Annotated in this window: 19 protein-coding genes; 10 read left to right on the plus strand and 9 right to left on the minus strand. The window is 74.5% G+C overall.

Annotated features, from left to right (window positions below; genetic code table 11):
• Window positions 1-51: 51 nt before the first annotated feature.
• Complete coding sequence (locus IE94_RS0122305; RefSeq protein ID WP_030187058.1) at window positions 52-543, plus strand: phosphatase domain-containing protein; 492 nt, start codon at window positions 52-54, stop codon at window positions 541-543.
• Window positions 544-588: 45 nt separating this feature from the next.
• Here IE94_RS0122305 and IE94_RS0122310 read toward each other — a convergent pair whose 3' ends face one another.
• Window positions 589-804 (minus strand): dodecin, encoded by a 216-nt coding sequence (locus IE94_RS0122310; protein ID WP_016325534.1) that lies wholly within the window; start codon window positions 802-804, stop codon window positions 589-591.
• Window positions 805-1,063: 259 nt separating this feature from the next.
• Between IE94_RS0122310 and IE94_RS0122315 the strand changes: the two genes are divergently transcribed.
• Entirely contained in the window at window positions 1,064-2,332 is a 1,269-nt protein-coding gene (locus IE94_RS0122315) for an extracellular solute-binding protein (protein ID WP_030187062.1), read from the plus strand.
• A 56-nt stretch (window positions 2,333-2,388) separates the two neighbouring features.
• Here IE94_RS0122315 and egtD read toward each other — a convergent pair whose 3' ends face one another.
• From egtD to egtA, 4 genes are read right to left on the minus strand one after another with little or no spacing between them, the layout of a single operon-like run.
• Complete coding sequence (egtD, locus tag IE94_RS0122320) at window positions 2,389-3,360, minus strand: L-histidine N(alpha)-methyltransferase (RefSeq protein WP_030187074.1); 972 nt, start codon at window positions 3,358-3,360, stop codon at window positions 2,389-2,391.
• Window positions 3,357-4,157 (minus strand): ergothioneine biosynthesis protein EgtC, encoded by an 801-nt coding sequence (gene egtC, locus IE94_RS0122325; RefSeq protein ID WP_030187077.1) that lies wholly within the window; start codon window positions 4,155-4,157, stop codon window positions 3,357-3,359. The genes egtD and egtC overlap by 4 nt, the downstream gene beginning before the upstream one ends.
• Complete coding sequence (gene egtB, locus IE94_RS0122330; RefSeq protein WP_030187080.1) at window positions 4,157-5,512, minus strand: ergothioneine biosynthesis protein EgtB; 1,356 nt, start codon at window positions 5,510-5,512, stop codon at window positions 4,157-4,159. The genes egtC and egtB overlap by 1 nt, the downstream gene beginning before the upstream one ends.
• Window positions 5,509-6,810: an ergothioneine biosynthesis glutamate--cysteine ligase EgtA gene (egtA, locus tag IE94_RS0122335; protein ID WP_030187083.1), complete on the minus strand. Its 1,302-nt coding sequence runs from the start codon at window positions 6,808-6,810 to the stop codon at window positions 5,509-5,511. The genes egtB and egtA overlap by 4 nt, the downstream gene beginning before the upstream one ends.
• A 280-nt stretch (window positions 6,811-7,090) precedes the next feature.
• Between egtA and IE94_RS0122345 the strand changes: the two genes are divergently transcribed.
• Window positions 7,091-7,930: a TIGR02452 family protein gene (locus IE94_RS0122345; RefSeq protein WP_030187086.1), complete on the plus strand. Its 840-nt coding sequence runs from the start codon at window positions 7,091-7,093 to the stop codon at window positions 7,928-7,930.
• On the opposite strand, the gene IE94_RS0122350 is transcribed toward IE94_RS0122345, so the two are convergent.
• Window positions 7,915-8,379 carry a type II toxin-antitoxin system PemK/MazF family toxin gene (locus IE94_RS0122350; protein WP_051777602.1) on the minus strand — a complete coding sequence of 155 codons (465 nt, stop codon included), beginning with the start codon at window positions 8,377-8,379 and terminating at the stop codon, window positions 7,915-7,917. The genes IE94_RS0122345 and IE94_RS0122350 overlap by 16 nt on opposite strands.
• Before the next feature lie 99 nt (window positions 8,380-8,478).
• Here IE94_RS0122350 and IE94_RS0122355 point away from each other — a divergent pair, with 99 nt between their 5' ends.
• From IE94_RS0122355 to IE94_RS0122365, 3 genes are all read left to right on the plus strand, one after another.
• Window positions 8,479-9,369, plus strand: coding sequence for an NAD(P)-dependent oxidoreductase (locus tag IE94_RS0122355; protein ID WP_030187089.1), 891 nt, complete (start codon window positions 8,479-8,481; stop codon window positions 9,367-9,369).
• Between the two features lie 86 nt (window positions 9,370-9,455).
• Window positions 9,456-9,878 (plus strand): PPOX class F420-dependent oxidoreductase, encoded by a 423-nt coding sequence (locus tag IE94_RS0122360; RefSeq protein WP_030187092.1) that lies wholly within the window; start codon window positions 9,456-9,458, stop codon window positions 9,876-9,878.
• Window positions 9,879-10,093: 215 nt separating this feature from the next.
• Complete coding sequence (locus IE94_RS0122365) at window positions 10,094-10,522, plus strand: VOC family protein (RefSeq protein ID WP_030187095.1); 429 nt, start codon at window positions 10,094-10,096, stop codon at window positions 10,520-10,522.
• A gap of 69 nt (window positions 10,523-10,591) precedes the next feature.
• Here the strand turns inward: IE94_RS0122365 and IE94_RS0122370 are convergent, their stop codons facing one another.
• Together IE94_RS0122370 and IE94_RS0122375 are read right to left on the minus strand one after the other, a co-directional pair.
• Entirely contained in the window at window positions 10,592-11,875 is a 1,284-nt protein-coding gene (locus IE94_RS0122370) for an MFS transporter (RefSeq protein WP_106977960.1), read from the minus strand.
• 83 nt (window positions 11,876-11,958) lie between these two features.
• The gene (locus tag IE94_RS0122375) at window positions 11,959-12,855 is read right to left on the minus strand and encodes an alpha/beta fold hydrolase (protein WP_030187101.1); all 897 of its coding nucleotides are present in this window, start codon (window positions 12,853-12,855) and stop codon (window positions 11,959-11,961) included.
• Between the two features lie 226 nt (window positions 12,856-13,081).
• Between IE94_RS0122375 and IE94_RS0122380 the strand changes: the two genes are divergently transcribed.
• From IE94_RS0122380 to IE94_RS0122395, 4 genes are all read left to right on the plus strand, one after another.
• A complete protein-coding gene (locus IE94_RS0122380) occupies window positions 13,082-15,064 on the plus strand; it encodes an AfsR/SARP family transcriptional regulator (protein ID WP_030187103.1) in 1,983 nt (660 codons plus the stop codon).
• Window positions 15,065-15,223: 159 nt separating this feature from the next.
• The gene (locus IE94_RS0122385; RefSeq protein ID WP_030187106.1) at window positions 15,224-15,658 is read left to right on the plus strand and encodes a PPC domain-containing DNA-binding protein; all 435 of its coding nucleotides are present in this window, start codon (window positions 15,224-15,226) and stop codon (window positions 15,656-15,658) included.
• Between the two features lie 87 nt (window positions 15,659-15,745).
• The gene (locus IE94_RS0122390) at window positions 15,746-16,171 is read left to right on the plus strand and encodes a CBS domain-containing protein (protein ID WP_030187107.1); all 426 of its coding nucleotides are present in this window, start codon (window positions 15,746-15,748) and stop codon (window positions 16,169-16,171) included.
• Window positions 16,172-16,251: 80 nt separating this feature from the next.
• Window positions 16,252-17,286 carry a sigma-70 family RNA polymerase sigma factor gene (locus IE94_RS0122395; RefSeq protein ID WP_030187110.1) on the plus strand — a complete coding sequence of 345 codons (1,035 nt, stop codon included), beginning with the start codon at window positions 16,252-16,254 and terminating at the stop codon, window positions 17,284-17,286.
• A gap of 13 nt (window positions 17,287-17,299) precedes the next feature.
• On the opposite strand, the gene IE94_RS0122400 is transcribed toward IE94_RS0122395, so the two are convergent.
• Window positions 17,300-18,736 carry an FAD-dependent oxidoreductase gene (locus tag IE94_RS0122400; protein ID WP_030187113.1) on the minus strand — a complete coding sequence of 479 codons (1,437 nt, stop codon included), beginning with the start codon at window positions 18,734-18,736 and terminating at the stop codon, window positions 17,300-17,302.
• Window positions 18,737-18,880 lie beyond the last annotated feature (144 nt).

Here is an 18,880-nt window from a genome sequence, read left to right on the forward strand (position 1 = left end):
GGCGCCCCTTTCCGGCGGCGGGGTCCCGGCGCCGGGTTCTAGGGTGGGCGGGTGAGTGACAGCAGCAAGCCCCCGGTGGCCGTGTTCGACCTGGACAACACCCTGGCCGACACCACGCACCGGCAGCGGTTCCTGGAGCGCCGGCCGCGCGACTGGGACGCCTTCTTCGCCACCGCGCCGCACGATCCGCCGCTCGCGGAGGGCATGGCGCTGGTGCGGGAGAGCGCGAAGGAGTGCGAGATCGTCTACCTGACCGGACGGCCCGAGCGCTGCCGGCGCGACACGCTCGACTGGCTGGCCGCGCACGGCCTGCCGGACGGGGCCGTGCACATGCGCGGCGACGCCGATCGCAGGCCCGCCCGGCGCACCAAGCTGGAGATCCTTCGCCGCCTCGCACGGACCCGCGAGGTCCGGGTCCTGGTGGACGACGACGAGGCGGTCTGCGACGACGCCGAACGGGCCGGTTTCCCCGTGCTCCGGGCGCGCTGGGCGGCCCGGTCGGCCGAGCTGCGCGTGGCACAGGAGCGCGAGGGCCGCACCTGAGCCGCACCTTGAGGGACGTGACCGGCCGAGCGCGCTCCGGGAAAGTCAGTCCGACTCCTCCAGGCGGAAGCCGAGCTTGAGGCCGACCTGCCAGTGCGCGACCTGTCCGTCCTCGATCTGGCCGCGCACCTGCGTCACCTCGAACCAGTCCAGCTTGCGCAGGGTCTGCGAGGCGCGCGTGACGGCGTTGCGGACGGCCTGGTCGACGCCGTCGGGCGAGGTGCCGACGACCTCGGTGACCCGGTAGGTGTGGTTCGACATGCGGGTGCTCCCTTCCGGGGCAGCGGTGTGCCCCGCGTCACTCCACCGTGCCCCAAGTCGGGACGGAGCGCGAGGCATCGGCCCGGGGGTGGAAACCGTCCGGTACCTCTCGGTGCCTCCCCTTGACCTTTGTAATGGTCCATACCAAAATCCCAGACACCCGTTCGAGCCTCGGGCTCGTCCCCCACGTCGGGTCTCCCTTCGCGTGTGCAGGGCCCACCTGCCCGTGCCCTCTGTTCGTCAGTCAGAAGGACCCCTCGTGAGACGTCGCCTCCCCGCCCTTGTCTGTGTGTCCGCCGTCGTGCTCAGCGGCTGCGGCCTGATCCCGCAGGACGGCGGGAGCGGGCGGCACACCGTCACCGTGTGGCTGATGAAGGACAGTGCCTCGCAGGACTTCCTGAAGCGGTTCACCGAGGGCTTCGAGGCCGACCATCCCGACCTCGAACTGGACATCCGCATCCAGGAGTGGACCGGCATCGGCGACAAGGTGCAGGCCGCGCTGAAGGCCGACGGCACGGACGGGCCCGACGTCATCGAGGTCGGCAACACCCAGGTCCCGCAGTACGCGGAGGGCGGCCGGCTGCAGAACCTGACCCTGGAGTCGATGCGCGACTGGGGCATCCGCGACTGGCTGCCGGGTCTCGCCGAACCGGGGCAGTGGATGTCCCAGCAGTTCGGCATCCCCTGGTACGCCGCCAACCGCGTCGTCATCTACCGCAAGGACCTCTTCGAACAGGCCGGCATCAACGAGCCGCCCCGAACCCGCGAGGAGTGGCTCACCGCCACCGAGAAGCTCGACGAGGACGGCGACCAGGGCATCTACCTGGCCGGCCAGGACTGGTACACGCTCTCCGGCTTCATCTGGGACGAGGGCGGTGAACTGGCCACCCAGGACGGCGAGGGCGGCTCCTGGACGGGCGACCTGGACTCCGGGGCGGCCCTGCGCGGGATGGAGTTCTACCGCGAACTGCAGGCCCTGGGCGACGGACCGGTCGACGCCGACGAGGAACACCCGCCGCAGTCCGGGGTCTTCGCGAAGGGACGGGTCGCGCAGATCGTGGCGGTGCCGGGCCAGGCCCAGTCCATCCTGCGCGAGAACCCCGGCCTCAAGGGCAGGATCGGCTTCTTCCCCGTGCCCGGCAAGAGCGCCGACAAGCCCGGCGCCGTCTTCACCGGCGGCTCCGACCTCGTCGTCCCGAAGAACACCGACCAGGAGGAGGGCGCGCTCGCCGTGATCGAGGCGCTCGCCGGCGAGAAATGGAACACCGACCTGGCCCGCACCATGAACTACGTCCCCAACAAGACCACGCTCGCCGAGGAGGTCTCCGGCGAGGAGGGCATCGAGGCCATGGCGGCCGGCGCCGCACAGGGCCGGGCGACCCCCGGCACGCCCCGGTGGGGCGCGGTCGAGGCGGACAACCCGATCAAGCAGTACATGACGAAGGTGCTCACCGGGGCGGACGCGAAGTCGGAGGCCCGCAAGGCCTCCGACCGCGTCACACGACTGCTGGACGCCAACGCCCGCTGACCGCCCCGGTGCGTTCGGTGCGGCCCGCTCGGCGCGCCACGCTCAGCGCGCCACGTTCAGCGCGCCACGCTCAGCGACAGGGCGAAACGGCCCTCGCCGTCCGTCCACCAGTGGGCCAGGTCGAGCCCGGCCGCCGCCAGCTCGGCCCGCACGCCCTCCCGCCGGAACTTCGCGGACACCTCGGTGCGCAGCTCCTCCCCGTCCGCGAAGTCCACCGCCAGGTCGAGCGCCTGGACCTTGACGGTCTGCGCGGTGCGCGAGCGCAGCCGCATCTCGATCCACTCCCGCTCGGCGTTCCAGAGCGCCACGTGCTCGAAGGCCTCGGGCGCGAAGTCCGCCTCCAGCTCCCGGTTGACCACCGACAGCACGTTCTTGTTGAACTCGGCCGTCACCCCGGCCGCGTCGTCGTACGCCCGGACCAGCACCCCCTCGTCCTTGACCAGGTCCGTGCCCAGCAACAGCGTGTCGCCCGGCGAGAGAAGGGCGCGCACGGAGGCCAGGAACCCGGCGCGTTCCTCGGGCAGCAGGTTGCCGACGGTGCCGCCGAGGAACGCCACCAGGCGGGGTCCCGGTGTGTCGGGCAGCGTCAGCCCGGCGGTGAAGTCGGCGATCAGCGCGTGCACCTGGAGGCCGGGACGCTCGGCGACCAGCGCCTGCCCGGCCAGGGTGAGGGCGCTCTCGCTCACGTCGACCGGCACGTAGCCGCGCAGGCCGGTCCGCTCGGTGAGCGCGTCGAGCAGCACGCGCGTCTTCTCCGAGGAGCCGGAGCCCAGCTCGACCAGGGTGCGGGCGCCGGTCGCCGCCGCGATCTCCCCGGCCCGGTCGACGAGGATCTCCCGCTCGGCCCGGGTCGGGTAGTACTCGGGCAGCGCGGTGATCTCCTCGAACAGCTCGCTGCCCCGCGCGTCGTAGAACCACTTCGGCGGCAGCCACTTGGGCGTGCTCGTCAGGCCCGCCCGGACGTCGGCGCGCAGGGCGGCGTCCGTGGCGTCCTCGGGCAGCGTCCGGGTCAGACGGAACTGGCTCACGTGCGGGACTCCTTCACAGAGGCGAAAGCGTCTGCCGGGGCGGTGTCGCCCGGGACCTTGAGCGGGGTGAGCCGCACGTCCGTGCCGCTCGCCACGAGCAGGGAGCGGTCGGGGACCTCCTGCCAGCTCGGGTCGTCGTCGTAGGGCTCCGAGGCGACGACCGTGCCGCCGCCCGGGCGGGACAGGTACCACAGGGTGTCGCCCCAGGTGGTGGCGGTGACGGTGGAGCCGTTGGTCAGGAGCAGGTTGAGCCGGGAGGCGGGTGCCGCCCCGGCGACCTCCAGCACCGTCTCGGCCAGCGCCCGGCCCTCGTCGTCCCCGGCGCGCAGCCGCGCCAGGACCAGCGCCCACACGAGCGCCGAGTCGTTGCGCGCCTCCAGCGACAGCAGCTCACCGGGCGGCAGCGTCGCGGCCACCGGGGCGAGCGAGTCGGGCCAGCCCGCCACGGCGCCGTTGTGGCTGAACAGCCAGGCCCCCGCGGCGAACGGCGCGGCGGCCGCCTCGGCGTCGGCGCCCGCCAGCGTCGCGTCCCTGACGGCGCCCAGGAGCGCGCCGGTGCGCACCACCCGGGCCAGGTCGGCGAAGGACTGGTCCGCCCAGATCGGCCCCGCCCGCCGGTAGCGGGCCGGTACCGGGTCGCCCTCGGCGTACCAGCCGACGCCGAAGCCGTCGGCGTTGACCGTGCCGTACCGCTGGTGCCGCGGCGCCCAGGACTGGCGGTACAGACCGTGCGGCGGCGCCACGACGAGCGCGCCGAGCGGCTCCGGGGGGCCCACATAGGCCAGGTGACGGCACATCAGGCGACCTCCGCCGACCGGGCCGTGCGGAACCCGGAGAAGATCTGCCGCCGGATCGGGTAGTCCCAGTTGCGGAACGTCCCCCGGCAGGCCACCGCGTCCACGGCGAAGGAACCGCCGCGCAGCACCTTGTACTCCGGGCCGAAGAACACCTCCGAGTACTCCCGGTACGGGAACGCCCTGAAGCCCGGGTACGGGGCGAAGTCGCTCGACGTCCACTCCCAGACGTCGCCGATCAACTGCCTCACGCCGAGCGGCGACTCACCGGCCGGGTAGCTGCCCGCGGGAGCCGGGCGCAGGTGCCGCTGCCCGAGGTTGGCGTGCTCCGGGCCCGGGTCGGCGTCGCCCCACGGATAGCGCATGACCCGGTCGCCGGCCGGGTCGTACCGCGCGGCCTTCTCCCACTCGGCCTCGGTCGGCAGCCGGCGCCCGGCCCAGCGGGCGTACGCGTCGGCCTCGTACCAGCACACGTGCAGCACCGGCTCGTCGGCCGGCACCGCCTCGGTCACCCCGAAGCGGCGCCGCAGCCACTGCCCGCCGTCCCGGCGCCAGAACAGCGGAGCGGTGAGGGAGTGCTTGCGGACGTGCTCCCAGCCCTCGGGGGTCCACCAGCGCGGGTCGTCGTAGCCGCCGTCCTCGATGAAGGCCCGGTAGGCGCCGTTGGTCACCGGGACGGTGTCGATGAAGTACGGCGCGACCTCGCGCCGGTGCGCGGGCCGTTCGTTGTCCAGGGCCCAGGGCTCGGTCGACGTGCCCATGGTGAACGGACCGCCCGGCACCAGGACTTCCGCCGGTCCGGTGAACAGCGGCACCGGGTCCGGGTCGGGCGCGGTCAGGGCCTGCGGGCCCCTGCGCAGCTGGTGCGTGATCAGCATGGTCTCGTCGTGCTGCTGCTCGTGCTGGGCGATCATCCCGAAGGCGAAGCCCGCCTCGGTCAGCCGCGTCCCGTCGAACGCGGTGCGCTCCAGCACGTCCAGGGCCCGCCCGCGCACGTCCGCCGCGTACCGGCGGGCCTCGGCGGGCGACAGCAGCGGCAGGCTCGGCCGCTCGGAGCGGGGATGCTCGAAGGCGTCGTAGAGGCTGTCGATCTCCGGGCGTATCGCCTCCTGCCCGGCGACCGCGCGCAGCAGCCACTGCTCCTCCTGGTTGCCGATGTGCGCGAGGTCCCACACCAGCGGGGACATCAGCGGCGACACCTGGGCGGTCAGGTCGGGGCCCTCCACGCAGCTGGTCAGCAGCGTGGTGCGCTCGCGGGCCGTGATCAGTGTGGTCAGCGCCCGCTCCCGCAGCCGCTCGGCGTCCACGGCCCCTTCGCCGGAGGTGGCGGCGGCGGTGTGGTCGGTGGGGTGGTTCATGAGCGGGTCTCCCTCCCGTGCGGGCCACGGTCCGGCCCGCCCGGCATGTCCAGCAGATCGTCGGCGGGGCAGCGGCCCCTGAGCACGTAGCGCTCCCGGTAGGCGGCGACGGCGTCCGTCACCTCGGTGCCCGCGCCGAGCCGGGGCAGCGCGGCGAGCGCCGCCGTGAAGCAGATGACGGCCGCCTCGCGCAGCTCGGGGTCGGTCAGCGCGGCACGGGCCGCGTCCTCGTACAGCGGGTTGTGCGGCGCGGGCAGGCCGAGCGTGCGTTCGGCCAGGGGCTTGACGGCCCGATAGGCGGTCTCGGTGGCCTCCGGGTCGTCGAACAGCGCGGCGGTCACCGCCAGCGGCACGATCCAGCCGTCGTCCCCGGGCTGCGCGTCGATCATGCGCAGCTCCAGGTGGCCGCGCGGTCTGACCGGCGGGAAGAGCGTGGTGAGGTGGTAGTCCAGGTCCTCCCGGGTCGGCGGCCGGGGCACCATTTCACGGGTCCACTCCCGCAGGGTCAGGCCCTCCGGCACGTCCCAGGGGCCGCCGTCGCGGCGCACGCACATCACCGGGGCGTCCAGCACGTGCCGGGCCCAGGTACGGCGCGGGTCGCTGTCCAGCGGGGGACCGCCCGCCCGGCCGGCACCGATCTGCGTCCACCGCAGCTGCCGGGTGGACCGCCAGCCGGTGGGGCGCCCGCCGGACAGCGGGGAGTTGGCGAACGCGGCCAGCAGGACCGCGCCCAGGTGATGGGCCAGCCACCACCGGCGGACGTGTCCCAGCGGGCCCGGCTCCTCGTGCCCGGCGTCCACGCACACCTGCACCGAGGCGGAGGCGCACATCATGAAGCGCCCGCCGGGGCCGGAGCGGTCGAGACAGGCCTCCATGGCGTCGTAGCGCGGCTGCCGCAGGTAGCGGCGCGGCGCCTGCCAGGGATCGTGGCCGAGGCCGACCAGGGCGAGGCCGTCCTCGCGCAGTACGGCGCGGACGGCGTCGAGGTCGGCGGAGACGGAGCGGACGCACTCCGTCAGGGAGGCGGCGGGGAGCGAACTCAGCTCCAGCTGACCGCCGGGCTCGACGGTCAGCGCCGACCTCAGGGGCACGGCCCGCAGCGCGGTGTACGCCGCACGGAGCCGTTCGGGTGACACGGGGAGCCGCGGCTCGCGCAGCTCGTGGACCAGCCATTCCACCTCGACGCCGAGGAGCCTGGGCGGGCCGGTCTTGAAGCAGATGCCGCGGACCAGCGCCTCGACCTCGGCCTCATTGACGGCGGTACGTGGCCGGATACAGCCACCAACCGAATCGGACATGCGGGGATCCTCCTGAGATTCCACCATGTCGCCGGCCCTCTGGGACGGGCCGGCACACGTGTTCCACCCAAGACCCTCGTGCCGCTCCGCACAAGGGGGCATTTCGGGACGTTCCCGCTCGGCGATCTCCGTGATCCGCCCGTTTCCGGGGGCTTTCCCCGTCGTTCGCCGGTCGGGAAACTCCGTTGCACCGCCTCCCCAGCATCACCCAGGATCTCCGTATGAGCACCACGGGGGAGACCGCGCGGCCCGCGGTCACGGCGTCCACGGGGGTGGCGCCGTGAGCGCGCGCCTGCGGGGCATCGCACAGCAGACCGAGCAGATCGTCGCGGCGGGGACCTACCGCACGTCCGACGGCCGGGAGGTGTCCCTCGCGGCGGCCCTCGGGGCGGCCTGGGACGGTACGCGGATGTACGGTCCGGGGCCCGTCGAGGTGACCGTACCGGCCCGCGCGAGCACGGTCCTCGAGGTCACCGGTGAGAGCAGCCTGGAGGCCGCCCGGCGGCTCGGCGGCGACGTCGCCGTGCTCAACTTCGCCTCCGCGCGCAATCCGGGCGGCGGCTACCTCAACGGCGCCCAGGCCCAGGAGGAGGCCCTGTGCCGGGCCTCCGCCCTGTACACCTGCCTGCTGCGGGCCCGCGAGTTCTACGACCATCACCGCGCCCACCGCGACCCGTTCTACACGGACCGCGTCGTCCACTCGCCCGGCGTGCCCGTCTTCCGCGACGACCGGGGCCACCTGCTGGACGAGCCGTTCACGGCCGGGTTCCTCACCTGTGCCGCGCCCAACGCGGGCGTGGTGCTGCGCACCGCCCCGGAGCGCGCCGCCGGCCTGCCCGCCGCCCTCACCGCCCGTGCCGAGCGGGTGCTGGAGACGGCCGCGGCCCACGGCCACCGGCGGCTGGTGCTCGGCGCCTGGGGCTGCGGCGTGTTCCGCAACGACCCGGCCCAGGTGGCGGGCGCGTTCCGGACCCTGCTCGGACCCGGCGGGCGGTTCGCCGGGGCCTTCGAACGGGTGGCGTTCGGCATCCTGGACCGCACCCCGGGCGGCACCGTCCGGGCCGCGTTCGAGCGGGCCTTCCCCGAGGGCGCGGGCCGTCCCGGTCAGCTCCAGCCGTAGCGCTCCCGCAGCCGCTGCCGCACCAGGTTGAACCGCATCCGGTCCAGGGCGCACGCCTCGCGGCGCATCCCGGCGTCGTGCAGCCGCAGCACCCGGTCCACGTCGACCCAGGAGTCCCGGCCCGAGCGGTCCCAGGGCCCGCTCCCGATCGGCACCCACTCCCGGTCGCCGTCGTGCCGCCTGCTGGAGAGCTGCACCGCCAGCACCGTCCCGGCCGCCTCCCGGGCCACCACGAGCACGGGCCGGTCCTTGCCCCGGCCGTCCGCCTCCTCGTAGGGCACCCACGTCCAGACGATCTCGCCGGGATCGGGGTCGCCGTCGGGTGCGGGGGAGTACTCGGTGCGCACCCGGCCCACCTCCCGCGGATCGGCCTCGGTGGTGGCGAAGGGCCCGTAACGGCCCGGGGCGGGCGCGTCGTTGCTGTCGATGTCGTCGGCGAAGGCGTTCACGGCCGTACCGTACGGGACGGGCGGTGCGCGGACGCGCGGGGACCCGCGGCCGGTGGCAGGCTTGCCCCGGCAAGCCCTTACGAGTCAGAAGGCGACGTCATGACCGACCAGCTCACCGTGAGCGTCCTGGGCACCGGCATCATGGGTGCCGCGATGGCCCGCAACCTCGCCCGCGCCGGACACGCCGTCCGCGTCTGGAACCGCACCCGGGACAAGGCCGAGCCGCTGGCCGCCGACGGCGCGTACGTCGCGGGCAGCCCGGACGAGGCCGTGAGCGGCGCCGACGTCGTCCTCACGATGCTGTACGACGGTCCGGCCGCCCTCGACGTCATGCGGCGGGCCGCCCCCGGTCTGAGCCCCGGCGCCGTGTGGGCGCAGTCCACCACCGCGGGCGTCGACGCGGTCGCCGACCTGGCCGCCTTCGCCCACGAGCACGGCCTCGTCTTCCTCGACGCACCCGTCCTCGGCACCCGGCAACCCGCCGAGGCCGGTCAACTGCTGGTGCTGGCGGCCGGTCCCCGTGAGGCGCGGGACACCGTGGCGCCGGTGTTCGACGCCGTCGGCTCGCGCACCGTGTGGACCGGCGAGGACGGCGCGGCCGGCAGCGCGACCCGGCTGAAACTGGTGGCCAACAGCTGGGTCCTCGCCGCCACCAACGCGGTCGGCGAGGTCCTGGCGCTCGCCAAGGCGCTGGGCGTGGACCCGGACGCCTTCTTCGACGCCATCGCCGGCGGCCCGCTCGACATGGGCTACCTGCGCGCCAAGGCCGGTCTGATCCGGGACGGCGCGCTGACGCCGGCCCAGTTCGCCGTCACCACCGCCGAGAAGGACGCCCGCCTGATCGTCGAGGCCGGTGAGGCGAACGGAGTCCGGCTGGACCTCGCCGCCGCCGGCGCCCAACGGTTCGCCCGGGCCGCCGCCCAGGGACACGGTGACGAGGACATGGCGGCGACCTACTTCGCCAGTTTCGAGGAGAAGGCGACCGACTGAGCCCGCCCGGGGTACCGGGTGACGAGACCTCCGACACCGGCCGACCGGACCCGGTGCCGGACCACACCGAATCGCTAGGAGTCCGTATGTCCAAGCCGCCGCTGCCGTCCGAGGCCGTCGAACTGCTGCGCCGTCCCAACCCGTGCGTCATGGCCACCCTCCGCAAGGACGGCGCCCCCGTCTCCACGCCCACCTGGTACGTGTGGGACGACGACGGCCGCGTGCTGGTCAACCTCGACGCGGGCCGCGTGCGCCTGGGACACCTGCGCCGCGACCCGCGTGTCACCCTCACCGTCCTCGCGGGCGACGACTGGTACACCCACGTCACCCTCGTCGGACGCGTCGCCGAGATGCGCGACGACGAGGACCTCTCCGGCATCGACCGGCTCTCCCGGCACTACACGGGCAACCCGTACCCGAACCGGGAGCGCCCCCGGGTCAGCGCCTGGATCGAGGTGGAGCGCTGGCACGGCTGGGGAGCGCTGAAGGACAGCTCCCAGGCCGGCTGACGGCCTGGCTCCGCGAGTCGCGCGTACCGCGTGGGGAGTCCCTTGTCCTGCTCCTCGCGCGCCGCCGGCATCCGGGCCCACCAGGTGGCGGCGACCGAAGCAGGGAAGACAGGACGGGACTTCGGGTTGTATGATCTTCGCGCGGCATCGCGTGTCGGTCACCGTCTGGGTGAGGCATGGAGGCGCCGTGGAGATGCCCATGGAGGCATTGACCCGTGTCAGTCGAGTTCAACCACACCATCGTTCTCTCCCACGACCGGGAGAACTCCGCCCGTTTCCTCGCCGGGATCCTCGGTCTCGAGGTCGGCGAACCGGCCGGAATGTTCCTGCCGGTGACGACCGCCAACGGCGTCACACTCGATTTCGCCACCGTCGGCACCGACATCGCCCCGCAGCACTACGCGTTCCTCGTCTCCGAGGACGAGTTCGACGCCGTACTCGCCCGGCTCGTCGAGGGCGGGGTGCCCATCCAGGCCGACCCGCACGGCCGGCATCCGCGCCGGATCAACCGCAACGACGGCGGCCGGGGCGTGTACTTCACCGACCCCTCCGGGCACGGCATGGAGGCCTTCACCCGCCCGTACGGCAGTGACCCGTCCTCGCCGCTGAACGGGGTCACCGAGGACGTGCCCGGGGCCTGGTGACCGGCGCCCCCGAGGCCGTCGCGGTCGCCCACGGCACCGACCGCCCGGCGCGGACCGCGTGGTGGGGCCTCATACGTCGCCGCTGGGCTTCGCCGGGGCCGGTATGGGGACCGGTTCCCGGCGGGGCAGCAGCAGCGGGGTCGCCAGGAGCAGCGCGCCCGCGAGCGCGACCGCCGTGCGCGTACCGGTCACGGCGGCCAGCAGCCCCCACAGCGCGGTCAGCGCCGCGGTCACCAGCTTCCCGCTGACCGTCCAGGCCGACAGGGTGCGCACCACCCGGTCCGCAGGCGTCAACTCCAGCCGACGGGTGGCGTACACCGGGTTGTACACGGCCACGGACGTGATCAGCCCGAACTCGACGGCCATCACCAGGACCAGCCCCGGCGTCCCCGGACCCACGAAGGCCAGCCCGAGCGGCCAGCACACGCGCACCACACCACTGGTGACCAGCACCCGGTGCTCCCCGAAGCGCGCCACCAGCCATCCGGCCAGCCGGGAGCCGAGCAGCCCGCCGGCGCACGGCACCGCGAAGGCGAGGGAGTACTGCCAGGGCGCGAAGCCCAGATCGCCCAGCATGAGCACGGCCAGCAGCGGTGCCGTCGCCATGATCAGCCCGTTGACCAGGACCGTGTTGAGGAACAGCGGACGCAGCCCCGGCGAGGCGAGCACGTACCGCCAGCCGTCCAGCGGGTCACCGGCGCGCAACCGGCCCGCTTCCGTGCGCCGCGGGCTCGGCTCCCCGCCCCCGATCGCGCGGATGCCGAGCGCCGAGAGGAGATAGCTGACCGCGTCGACCGCCACCGTCACCACCGGCCCGAAAAGCCCGACCGCGGCCCCGCCGACCGGGGGCCCGAGCATGGCCGCGGTCCAGGTCGTCGACTCGAACCGGCCGTTGGCCCGCAGCAGGTCCGGCGGGCGCACCAGCGCCTTGAGGCAGGAACCGGCGGCGGCCCTGAACGTGATGTCGGCCGCGGCGACGACGACCGACACGACCAGCAGTTGGACGAAGCCGAGCCGGCCGAAGGCGTACGCGAGCGGCACGCTCAGCAGCACCGCGCACCGGACCAGGTCCATCGCCACCATCACCGGCCGCTTGCGCCGGAACTCCACCCACGGCCCGAGCGGCACGGCCACCACCGCGCCCACCGCGAGACCGGCCGAGGCGAGCGCCGCCACCCGCGCCGGACCGGCGTCCAGCACCAGGACCGCGATCAACGGAAAGGCGTCGAAGGCGAGCCGCGTGCCGAACGTGCTGACGGCGTAGGCCGCCCACAGCCATCGGAACCCCCGATCCCACGATCCGCCGCCCACCACGTCCGACTCGACCACACCCGACTCCGTCACGCCGGACATCAAAGCGAGCCGGGGCCGGACGGATCAAACAACCGTCCGGGCGGCAGACACAACCGATCGTTGTGCGGGCGTCCCGGCGCGCCCTACCGGGCCAGCAGCCCGCGCAGCGCCCCGGCGACCTCGCCCGGCGCCTCCTCCGCCAAGAAGTGCCCGCAGCCGACGGTCTGGTGCCGCAGGTCCGGCGCCCACGCCCGCCACAGCGCGGCGGCGTCGTACCCGAGGGCGGAGCCCCAGTCCTGCTGGAGCACGGTCACCGGCATCCGGAGCCGGTTCCCCTTCTCCCGGTCCGCCCGGTCGTGCTCGACGTCGATGCCGGCCGAGGCCCGGTAGTCGGCCACGATGGAGGGCACCGCCTCGCGGGACGCCTTCAGGTAGGCGGCGCGGACGTCCGCGGGCAGGGCGTCCGGGTCCCGGGTCCAGACGTCGAGGAAGTGACCGAAGAACGCGTCCGGCGCGGCGCCGATCAGCTGCTCCGGCAGCCCCGGCGGCTGCGCCATCAGGTACAGGTGGAAGCCCACCGCCGCCGTCGTACCGTGCAGGACGTCCCACATGTCGAGCGTCGGCAGTACGTCCAGCGCGGCCAGGTGCGTCACCGCGTCGGGGTGGTCGAGCCCGGCGCGCACCGCCACCAGCGCGCCCCGGTCGTGACCGGCCAGCGCGAACCGCTCGTGCCCCAGCTCCCGGGCCAGGGCGACCACGTCGGCGGCCATGGCCCGCTTGGCGTATGCGGTGCCGTCCGGGTCGGCGGGCTTGTCGCTGGCGCCGTAGCCGCGCAGGTCGGGGCAGATGACCGTGTGGTCGGCCGCCAGGTCGGCGGCGACGTGCCGCCACATCAGGTGGGTCTGGGGAAAGCCGTGCAGCAGCACGACCGGGCTGCCCGTGCCGCCGACGGCCACGTGCAGGCCGACGCCGTCGGCGACCGTCACGCGTTCGTGGGTGAAGCCGGGGATGGCCGGTTCCGGGGTGGTCCAGGTGGTCATGGTGGTCAGTGCCTCTCTGTTCCGCTCGCGTCTGTTCCGCTCGCGTCTGTTCCCGCTCGTGTCACGGGTCCTTGTCCTGGTGACGCCTTCGAGGCTGCCGCGCTCGAATCAGCAACCGATCAGCGACCGATCAGCGACCGATCAGCGACCGGCCTCGGACCGGCCCGCACGCGTACCGTGGTGGTCGCAGGCGCGGTGGCGGATCGGAGCGGACGGAACACGGAACATGGAAGCGGTCACGTTCGGTGTGCTCGGCGCCGCAACCGCCTGGCGCGGACCCCACGCGCTCGCCCTCAAGGGACCCCGGCACCGGGCCGTGCTCGCCCGGCTGATCCTGGCCCGGCGGCGGGTCGTCCCGGTCGCCCGCCTGGTCGAGGACCTGTGGGACGCGCCGCCGCCGCGGGCCGTGGGAGCGGTGCGCACCTTCGTGGGCGATCTGCGCCGCGCCCTGGAACCCGACCGCCCGCCGCGCGCGCCCGCCCGGCTGCTCGTCACCGAGGGACCGGGATACGCCCTGCGCGCGGAGCCCGACGCCGTGGACGCCTGGCGCTTCGAGGCCGCCGTCGCCGAGGCGGACCGGATGCCCGCCGCTCAGGCCCCCGACCGGCTGCGGGCCGCCCTGGCGGAGTGGCGGGGACCCGCCTACGCCGAGTTCGGCACCGAGGACTGGGCACGCGGCGAACGCTCCCGGCTCACCGAGTTGCGGCTGCGCGCCGTCGAACGCCGAGCGGAACTGCTCGTGGAACTCGGCCGCGCCGCCGAGGCGGTCCCCGACCTGGACGCGCACCTGACCGAGCACCCCTGGCGTGAGGAGTCCTGGCGCCTGCTGGCGCTCGCCCTGTACCGCACCGGACGGCAGGCGGAGGCCCTCGCCGTGCTGCGCCGGGCCCGCGCCCTGCTGGCCGAGCGGCTCGGCATCGACCCCGGACCCCGGCTGCGCCGCCTGGAGGCCGGGATCCTCGCCCAGGACCCGGACCTGGACCCGCCCGGCGAACCGGCGGACGCGGCGGCCCGGCTGTGGGCCCGGGCGACCGAGGCGTACGACCGCACGGTCGCCGCCGGTTCCCGGGCCCGCCTGGAGTCCACCGTCGGCCTGCTGCGGAGCCTCGCGGTCACCGGCGGCGGTGGCCTGGAAGCGGCCCGGGAGTACCGGATGACAGCGGTCCAGGCGGCCGAGGAGACGGGCGACCCGGAGCTGACCGCCCGGGTGATCGGCGCCTACGACGTGCCCGCCAACTGGACCCGCAGCGACGACCCCGAACTGGCCCACAGCCTCGTCGCCGCGGCCGAACGCACCCTCCTCGCCCTGCCGGAGGACCCCGCCACCGACGCGGCACGCTGCCGTCTGCTGGCCACCGTCGCCCTGGAGTCGCGGGGCGTGCGCTCCCCGCGCGGGCCGCGGGCGGCCGCCGAGGCAGAGCGGATCGCGCGCCGCCTGGACGATCCCGCGCTGCTCGCGTTCGCCCTCAACGGCGTCTTCATGCAGTCCTGCACCCGCGCCGGACTGGCCCCGCGCCGCGACGCCGTCGGCGCCGAACTCGTCGCCCTCGGCACCCGGCACGGCCTGGTCAACTACGAGGTGCTCGGCCACCTGGTCCGGCTCCAGGCCCGCTCGGCCCTCGCCGACCTCACCGCCGCCGACGCGCACGCGAGCGCCGTGGAACGCCTCGCCGAACGGCACGAACGGCCCCTCGTGGCCGTCTTCACCGCCTGGTACACGGCCCTGCGCGAGTCCGCCACCGCCGGATCCCGCCCCGGCTCCTACGACCGCGCCGAGGCCGCCTTCCGATCGGCCGCGGCGCGACTCGAGGGCGCGGGGATGCCGGGCCTGGAACGCGGGCTGCTGCCGCTCGCCCTGCTCGGCCTGCGCCTGGCCCACGGCCGCCCCGCCGAGGTGGACCCGCGCGCGGACTGGGGGCCGTACCGGCCCTGGGCCGAGCCCTTCGCCCTGCTGGCCGAGGGCCGTGCCACCGAGGCCCGGCGCGCGCTGCGGGCGCTGGCCGAACCTCCGCCCGACCTCCTCTACGAGGCCCTGTGCTGCGCCGAGGCCGCGCTCGCCCTCGCGCTCGACGACCGCGCCGCCCTGACGCGGACGTACGAGAGGCTGCTGCCCGCCTCCGGTGAACTCGCGGGCGCGAGCAGCGGGCTGCTCACCTTCGGACCGGTCGACGGCTGGCTCGACGCGATCCGCCGGGCACTGGACGCCTGACGGCGTCGCCGCGAGGCGGCGTCACGGGCACGCCGGTCCCCGCGGGACCGGTGTACGCGCCCGAGGGCCGTGCGCGACGAGGGCGGCCCGGCCGCGGCGGGCCCCTCGGCCGGACGCCGACCGGGGTTGCTCCGGCCCCTGCCGGGTACCCGCCGGGCCATGAAGTGGCAGCAGGTCCAGGAAGGTCCGTCCGCGGTGTACGTGGTGGTGCTCGACCGGGGCGAGGACGCGGTCGCCGAGCTGACCGCCTTCGCCCGTGACCGGTCGCTGGGTGCCTCCCAGGTGACCGCCGTGGGCGCCTTCTCCGAAGCGGTCGTCGGCTGGTTCGACCGGCGGGCCAAGGACTACCGGCGCATCCCGGTCCAGCAGCAGTGCGAGGTGCTGTCCCTCATCGGGGACATCGCCGTCGCCGACGACGGGCCCACCCCGCACCTGCACGCCGTACTGGGTCTGTCCGACGGCTCCACGCGTGGCGGCCACCTGCTGTCCGGCCGGGTCTGGCCGACGCTGGAGGTCGTCGTCCGGGACAGCCCGACGGAGCTGGCCAAGACCCACCGTCCCGACATCGGCCTGGCCCTGATCGACCTGGGCTGAACCCCGCGCCGAGGCCCGGTTCACCGGACCCGGCGCGGGCTACGCGGCCCGCAGGCATTCCCGTACCGACACCCCGGGAGGCGCGAGATGACACGGCGCATCCGAGACGTGATGTCACCGGCGACGGTGGCCGTCGAGCCCATGACGACGGTGGCGCGGGCGGCCCGGCTGATGCGCGAGGAGGACGTCGGCGACGTCCTGGTCACCTACGACTGCGATCTGTTCGGTGTCCTCACCGACCGCGACATCGTGCTCCGCGGCGTCGCCGACGGCCGGGACCCCGACGCCACCACGGTCGGCGCGGTGTGCACGCCCCCGCCCGTCGTCACCCTCGGACCCGACGACACCACCGACCGCGCCGCCGAGCTGATGCGCCGCCACGCCGTGCGCCGGCTCCCGGTCGTCGAGCACGGTGGTGTCCCGGTCGGCGTGGTCAGCCTCGGCGACCTCGCCGCCGCCGACGACCCGCACTCCGCGCTCGCGGACATCAGCCGGACCGCCCCCGACCACTGACGCCGCGCGGGCCGGCGGGCCGGGAGACGAACGCGGGACCGGAACCTTTTGATCCACCGGAAGGGGACGGAGGAAACGACATGGCGCCCACATCACGCACACCCGCTTCACGCACACCCGCCGCAGGCACTGCTGAGGACCGCCGCTCCACCACCCGCACCGCACGGCTGCGCAGCCGGATCCCCGAACCCGACGAGGAACCCGACCTGCTCGGCCAGTACCTGACCCAGATCGGCGCCACCCCCCTGCTGACCGCCGAGGACGAGGTGCGGCTCGCCACCCGCATCGAGGCGGGGGTGCGGGCCCGTGAGGAACTGGAGACGGCCGACACCGGCGAGCCCGCCCCCGCGCCCGGGCGGCGCCGCGCGCTGGAGGAAGCCGTCCGCGACGGCCAGGAGGCCAAGGACCACATGGTGCGGGCCAATCTGCGGCTCGTGGTCTCGATGGCCAAGCGCCACGCCCACCGCGGGCTGCCCCTCCTCGACGTCATCCAGGAGGGCAACCTCGGACTGATCCGGGCGGTGGAGAAGTTCGACCACACCAGGGGCTTCAAGTTCTCCACGTACGCCACCTGGTGGATCCGCCAGGCCATCGAACGGGGCCTGGCCACCCACGCGCGCACCGTACGGCTGCCGGTCCACGTCGTGGAGCAGCTCCAGAAGCTGGCCAAGGTCGAGCGCAAGCTCCGCGCGGGCCTCGACCGGGAGCCGACCACCGAGGAGGTCGCCGCCGAGAGCGGCATCGACGGGGACAAGGTCGTCTGGCTGCGCCGGGTCGGACGGGACGCGGTCAGCCTGGACACCCCCGTGGACGAGACCGGCGACACCGTCGTCGGCGACCTCATTCCCGACACCGAGGTGCTGCGGGCCCCGGAGGTCGCCGAGTTCCAGGCGCTCGCCGCGGAGCTGCGGGAGGCCGTCGGCACCCTCGCACCCCGCGAGTCGCTGATCCTCAGCCTGCGCTACGGGCTGCACGACGGACGCCCCCGCACCCTTCAGCAGGTCGCCGAGCACGTGGGCCTCACCCGCGAACGCGTCCGCCAGCTGGAGAAGGAGTCCCTCGCCCACCTGCGGGCCCCCGAGCAGCGGGAACGCCTGCTGGACTGGGCGAGCTGACCCGTCCGGGGTGCTAGGGCGGCTCCGTCCGCAGCCGGGCCCCCTGCCGCAGCAGTTCCCGCTGGACCAGCCGGTAGGGCAGCCCGCGCGGCCCGCTCCCGTGCCGGACGGTCAGTGCCGCGCACACCCCGGCCGCGTGCCCGGTCGCCATGGCGATGGGCATCACCCGGTACGACGAGTGCGCCACGTGCGTTCCGGAGATGCAGCGGCCCGCGACCAGCAGCCGGTCGGTGTACCGGGGCAGCAGGCAGCGCAGCGGGATGTCGTAGAAACTGCCCCGCGGCACTCGTTTGAGGACCGTGCCGGAACCGCGCGGGTTGTGGATGTCGACCGGATAGGCGCCGTGCGCGATCACGTCCGGGAAGGTCCGCGCCGCCAGGATGTCGTGGCCGGTCAGCCGGTAGTCGCCGAGCACCCGCCGGCTCTCCCGCACCCCGATGTGCGTGCCGCTCTGCACCACGTAGGACTCCTCGAAGCCGGGCACGCGGGTGCGCAGGAACCGGTCGATCCCGGCGAGCTGGTGCCGGGCCGTGTACTCGGCGCGGGTGAGGTCCCAGACGCTGGTGCCGAGGACCCGGTTGACCCGGGTGCTGTTGACGGCGACCTCGCGCGGGTGCGGGGTGGCGAAGAAGAGGATGTCCTCGCGCGGCAGCCGCAGTTCGCCGTTGGCCCTGGCCTCCTCGATCAGGTCCCACAGGCCGTGCACACCCCGCCACTGGTCGGGGTGCTCGCGCACATAAGCGGCGAAGTCCGGCCGGGCGAAGTCGGCGACGCGGAACATCAGCGTCATGGGCTGCACCAGCCCGTCCTCCGGCCGCCCGATCTCGTACGGCGCCCCGCAGGCCGTCGCCACGTCGCCGTCGCCCGTGCCGTCCACCACCACCCCGGCGTCGATCACCACCGGCCCCGACTTGGTCTCGAACACCACCCGCCAGCCCGAGCCGTCCTCCAGAGGCAGCGCGCCGGAGGCGAAGGAGTGGAACAGCATCCGCACCCCCGACTCGTCCATCATCTCCAGCAGGGAGAGCTTGAACAGCTCCGGGTCGAAGGGGACCGTGTAGCCGGTCTTCGGGGAGGGCGGCAGACAGCCGCCCCGGCCCATGAGCCGGTCGAGCAACTGCCACAGCACGCCCGCGACCACCGGCTCGCCCTCGCCGTGGTCGGTGGGCAGCAGCCGTGAGGTGTCCCCGGCCTCGGTGAACGCGGCCTGCTTGTGCTCGTTGTGGAACGACATCAGCGGCATCACCAGCGCCACGGTCGCGTTGCCGCCGAGGAAGCCGTACCGCTCCACCAGCACGACGTCCGCCCCGGCATCGGCCGCGCCGACGGCGGCCGCGAATCCGGCGGGGCCGCCGCCCACCACCAGGACGTCGCAGCGGCCCCCGTGCCGGGCGGGCCGGGGCGGCAGGGTGACGGTGCGGGACTCGCGGGGCTCTTCGAGGATCGGCATCGCCCACCTCCGGGTCAGGCGTTGAGCGGTCGCGGCCCGACGGGGTACGGCCGGTCCCCGGCCGGTTCCCCGCCCGGGGGCCGCTCGCCGGTCGGGCCGTCGCCGGCGGGCACGTCACCGGTGGGGCCGTCACCGGTGGGGCCG

The sequence above is a fragment of the Streptomyces violaceorubidus genome (assembly GCF_000717995.1).
Taxonomy (GTDB): Bacteria; Actinomycetota; Actinomycetes; order Streptomycetales; family Streptomycetaceae; genus Streptomyces; species Streptomyces violaceorubidus.

Excerpts from the sequence above, each read along its gene's own strand:
- IE94_RS0122310 (WP_016325534.1), bottom strand. The coding sequence starts at position 804 with ATGTCGAACCACACCTACCGGGTCACCGAGGTCGTCGGCACCTCGCCC.
- egtC (WP_030187077.1), bottom strand. The coding sequence starts at position 4,157 with ATGTGCCGTCACCTGGCCTATGTGGGCCCCCCGGAGCCGCTCGGCGCG.
- egtB (WP_030187080.1), bottom strand. The coding sequence starts at position 5,512 with ATGAACCACCCCACCGACCACACCGCCGCCGCCACCTCCGGCGAAGGG.
- egtA (WP_030187083.1), bottom strand. The coding sequence starts at position 6,810 with ATGTCCGATTCGGTTGGTGGCTGTATCCGGCCACGTACCGCCGTCAAT.
- IE94_RS0122355 (WP_030187089.1), top strand. The coding sequence starts at position 8,479 with ATGACCGACCAGCTCACCGTGAGCGTCCTGGGCACCGGCATCATGGGT.
- IE94_RS0122360 (WP_030187092.1), top strand. The coding sequence starts at position 9,456 with ATGTCCAAGCCGCCGCTGCCGTCCGAGGCCGTCGAACTGCTGCGCCGT.
- IE94_RS0122370 (WP_106977960.1), bottom strand. The coding sequence starts at position 11,875 with ATGTCCGGCGTGACGGAGTCGGGTGTGGTCGAGTCGGACGTGGTGGGC.
- IE94_RS0122375 (WP_030187101.1), bottom strand. The coding sequence starts at position 12,855 with ATGACCACCTGGACCACCCCGGAACCGGCCATCCCCGGCTTCACCCAC.
- IE94_RS0122380 (WP_030187103.1), top strand. The coding sequence starts at position 13,082 with ATGGAAGCGGTCACGTTCGGTGTGCTCGGCGCCGCAACCGCCTGGCGC.
- IE94_RS0122385 (WP_030187106.1), top strand. The coding sequence starts at position 15,224 with ATGAAGTGGCAGCAGGTCCAGGAAGGTCCGTCCGCGGTGTACGTGGTG.
- IE94_RS0122390 (WP_030187107.1), top strand. The coding sequence starts at position 15,746 with ATGACACGGCGCATCCGAGACGTGATGTCACCGGCGACGGTGGCCGTC.
- IE94_RS0122395 (WP_030187110.1), top strand. The coding sequence starts at position 16,252 with ATGGCGCCCACATCACGCACACCCGCTTCACGCACACCCGCCGCAGGC.
- IE94_RS0122400 (WP_030187113.1), bottom strand. The coding sequence starts at position 18,736 with ATGCCGATCCTCGAAGAGCCCCGCGAGTCCCGCACCGTCACCCTGCCG.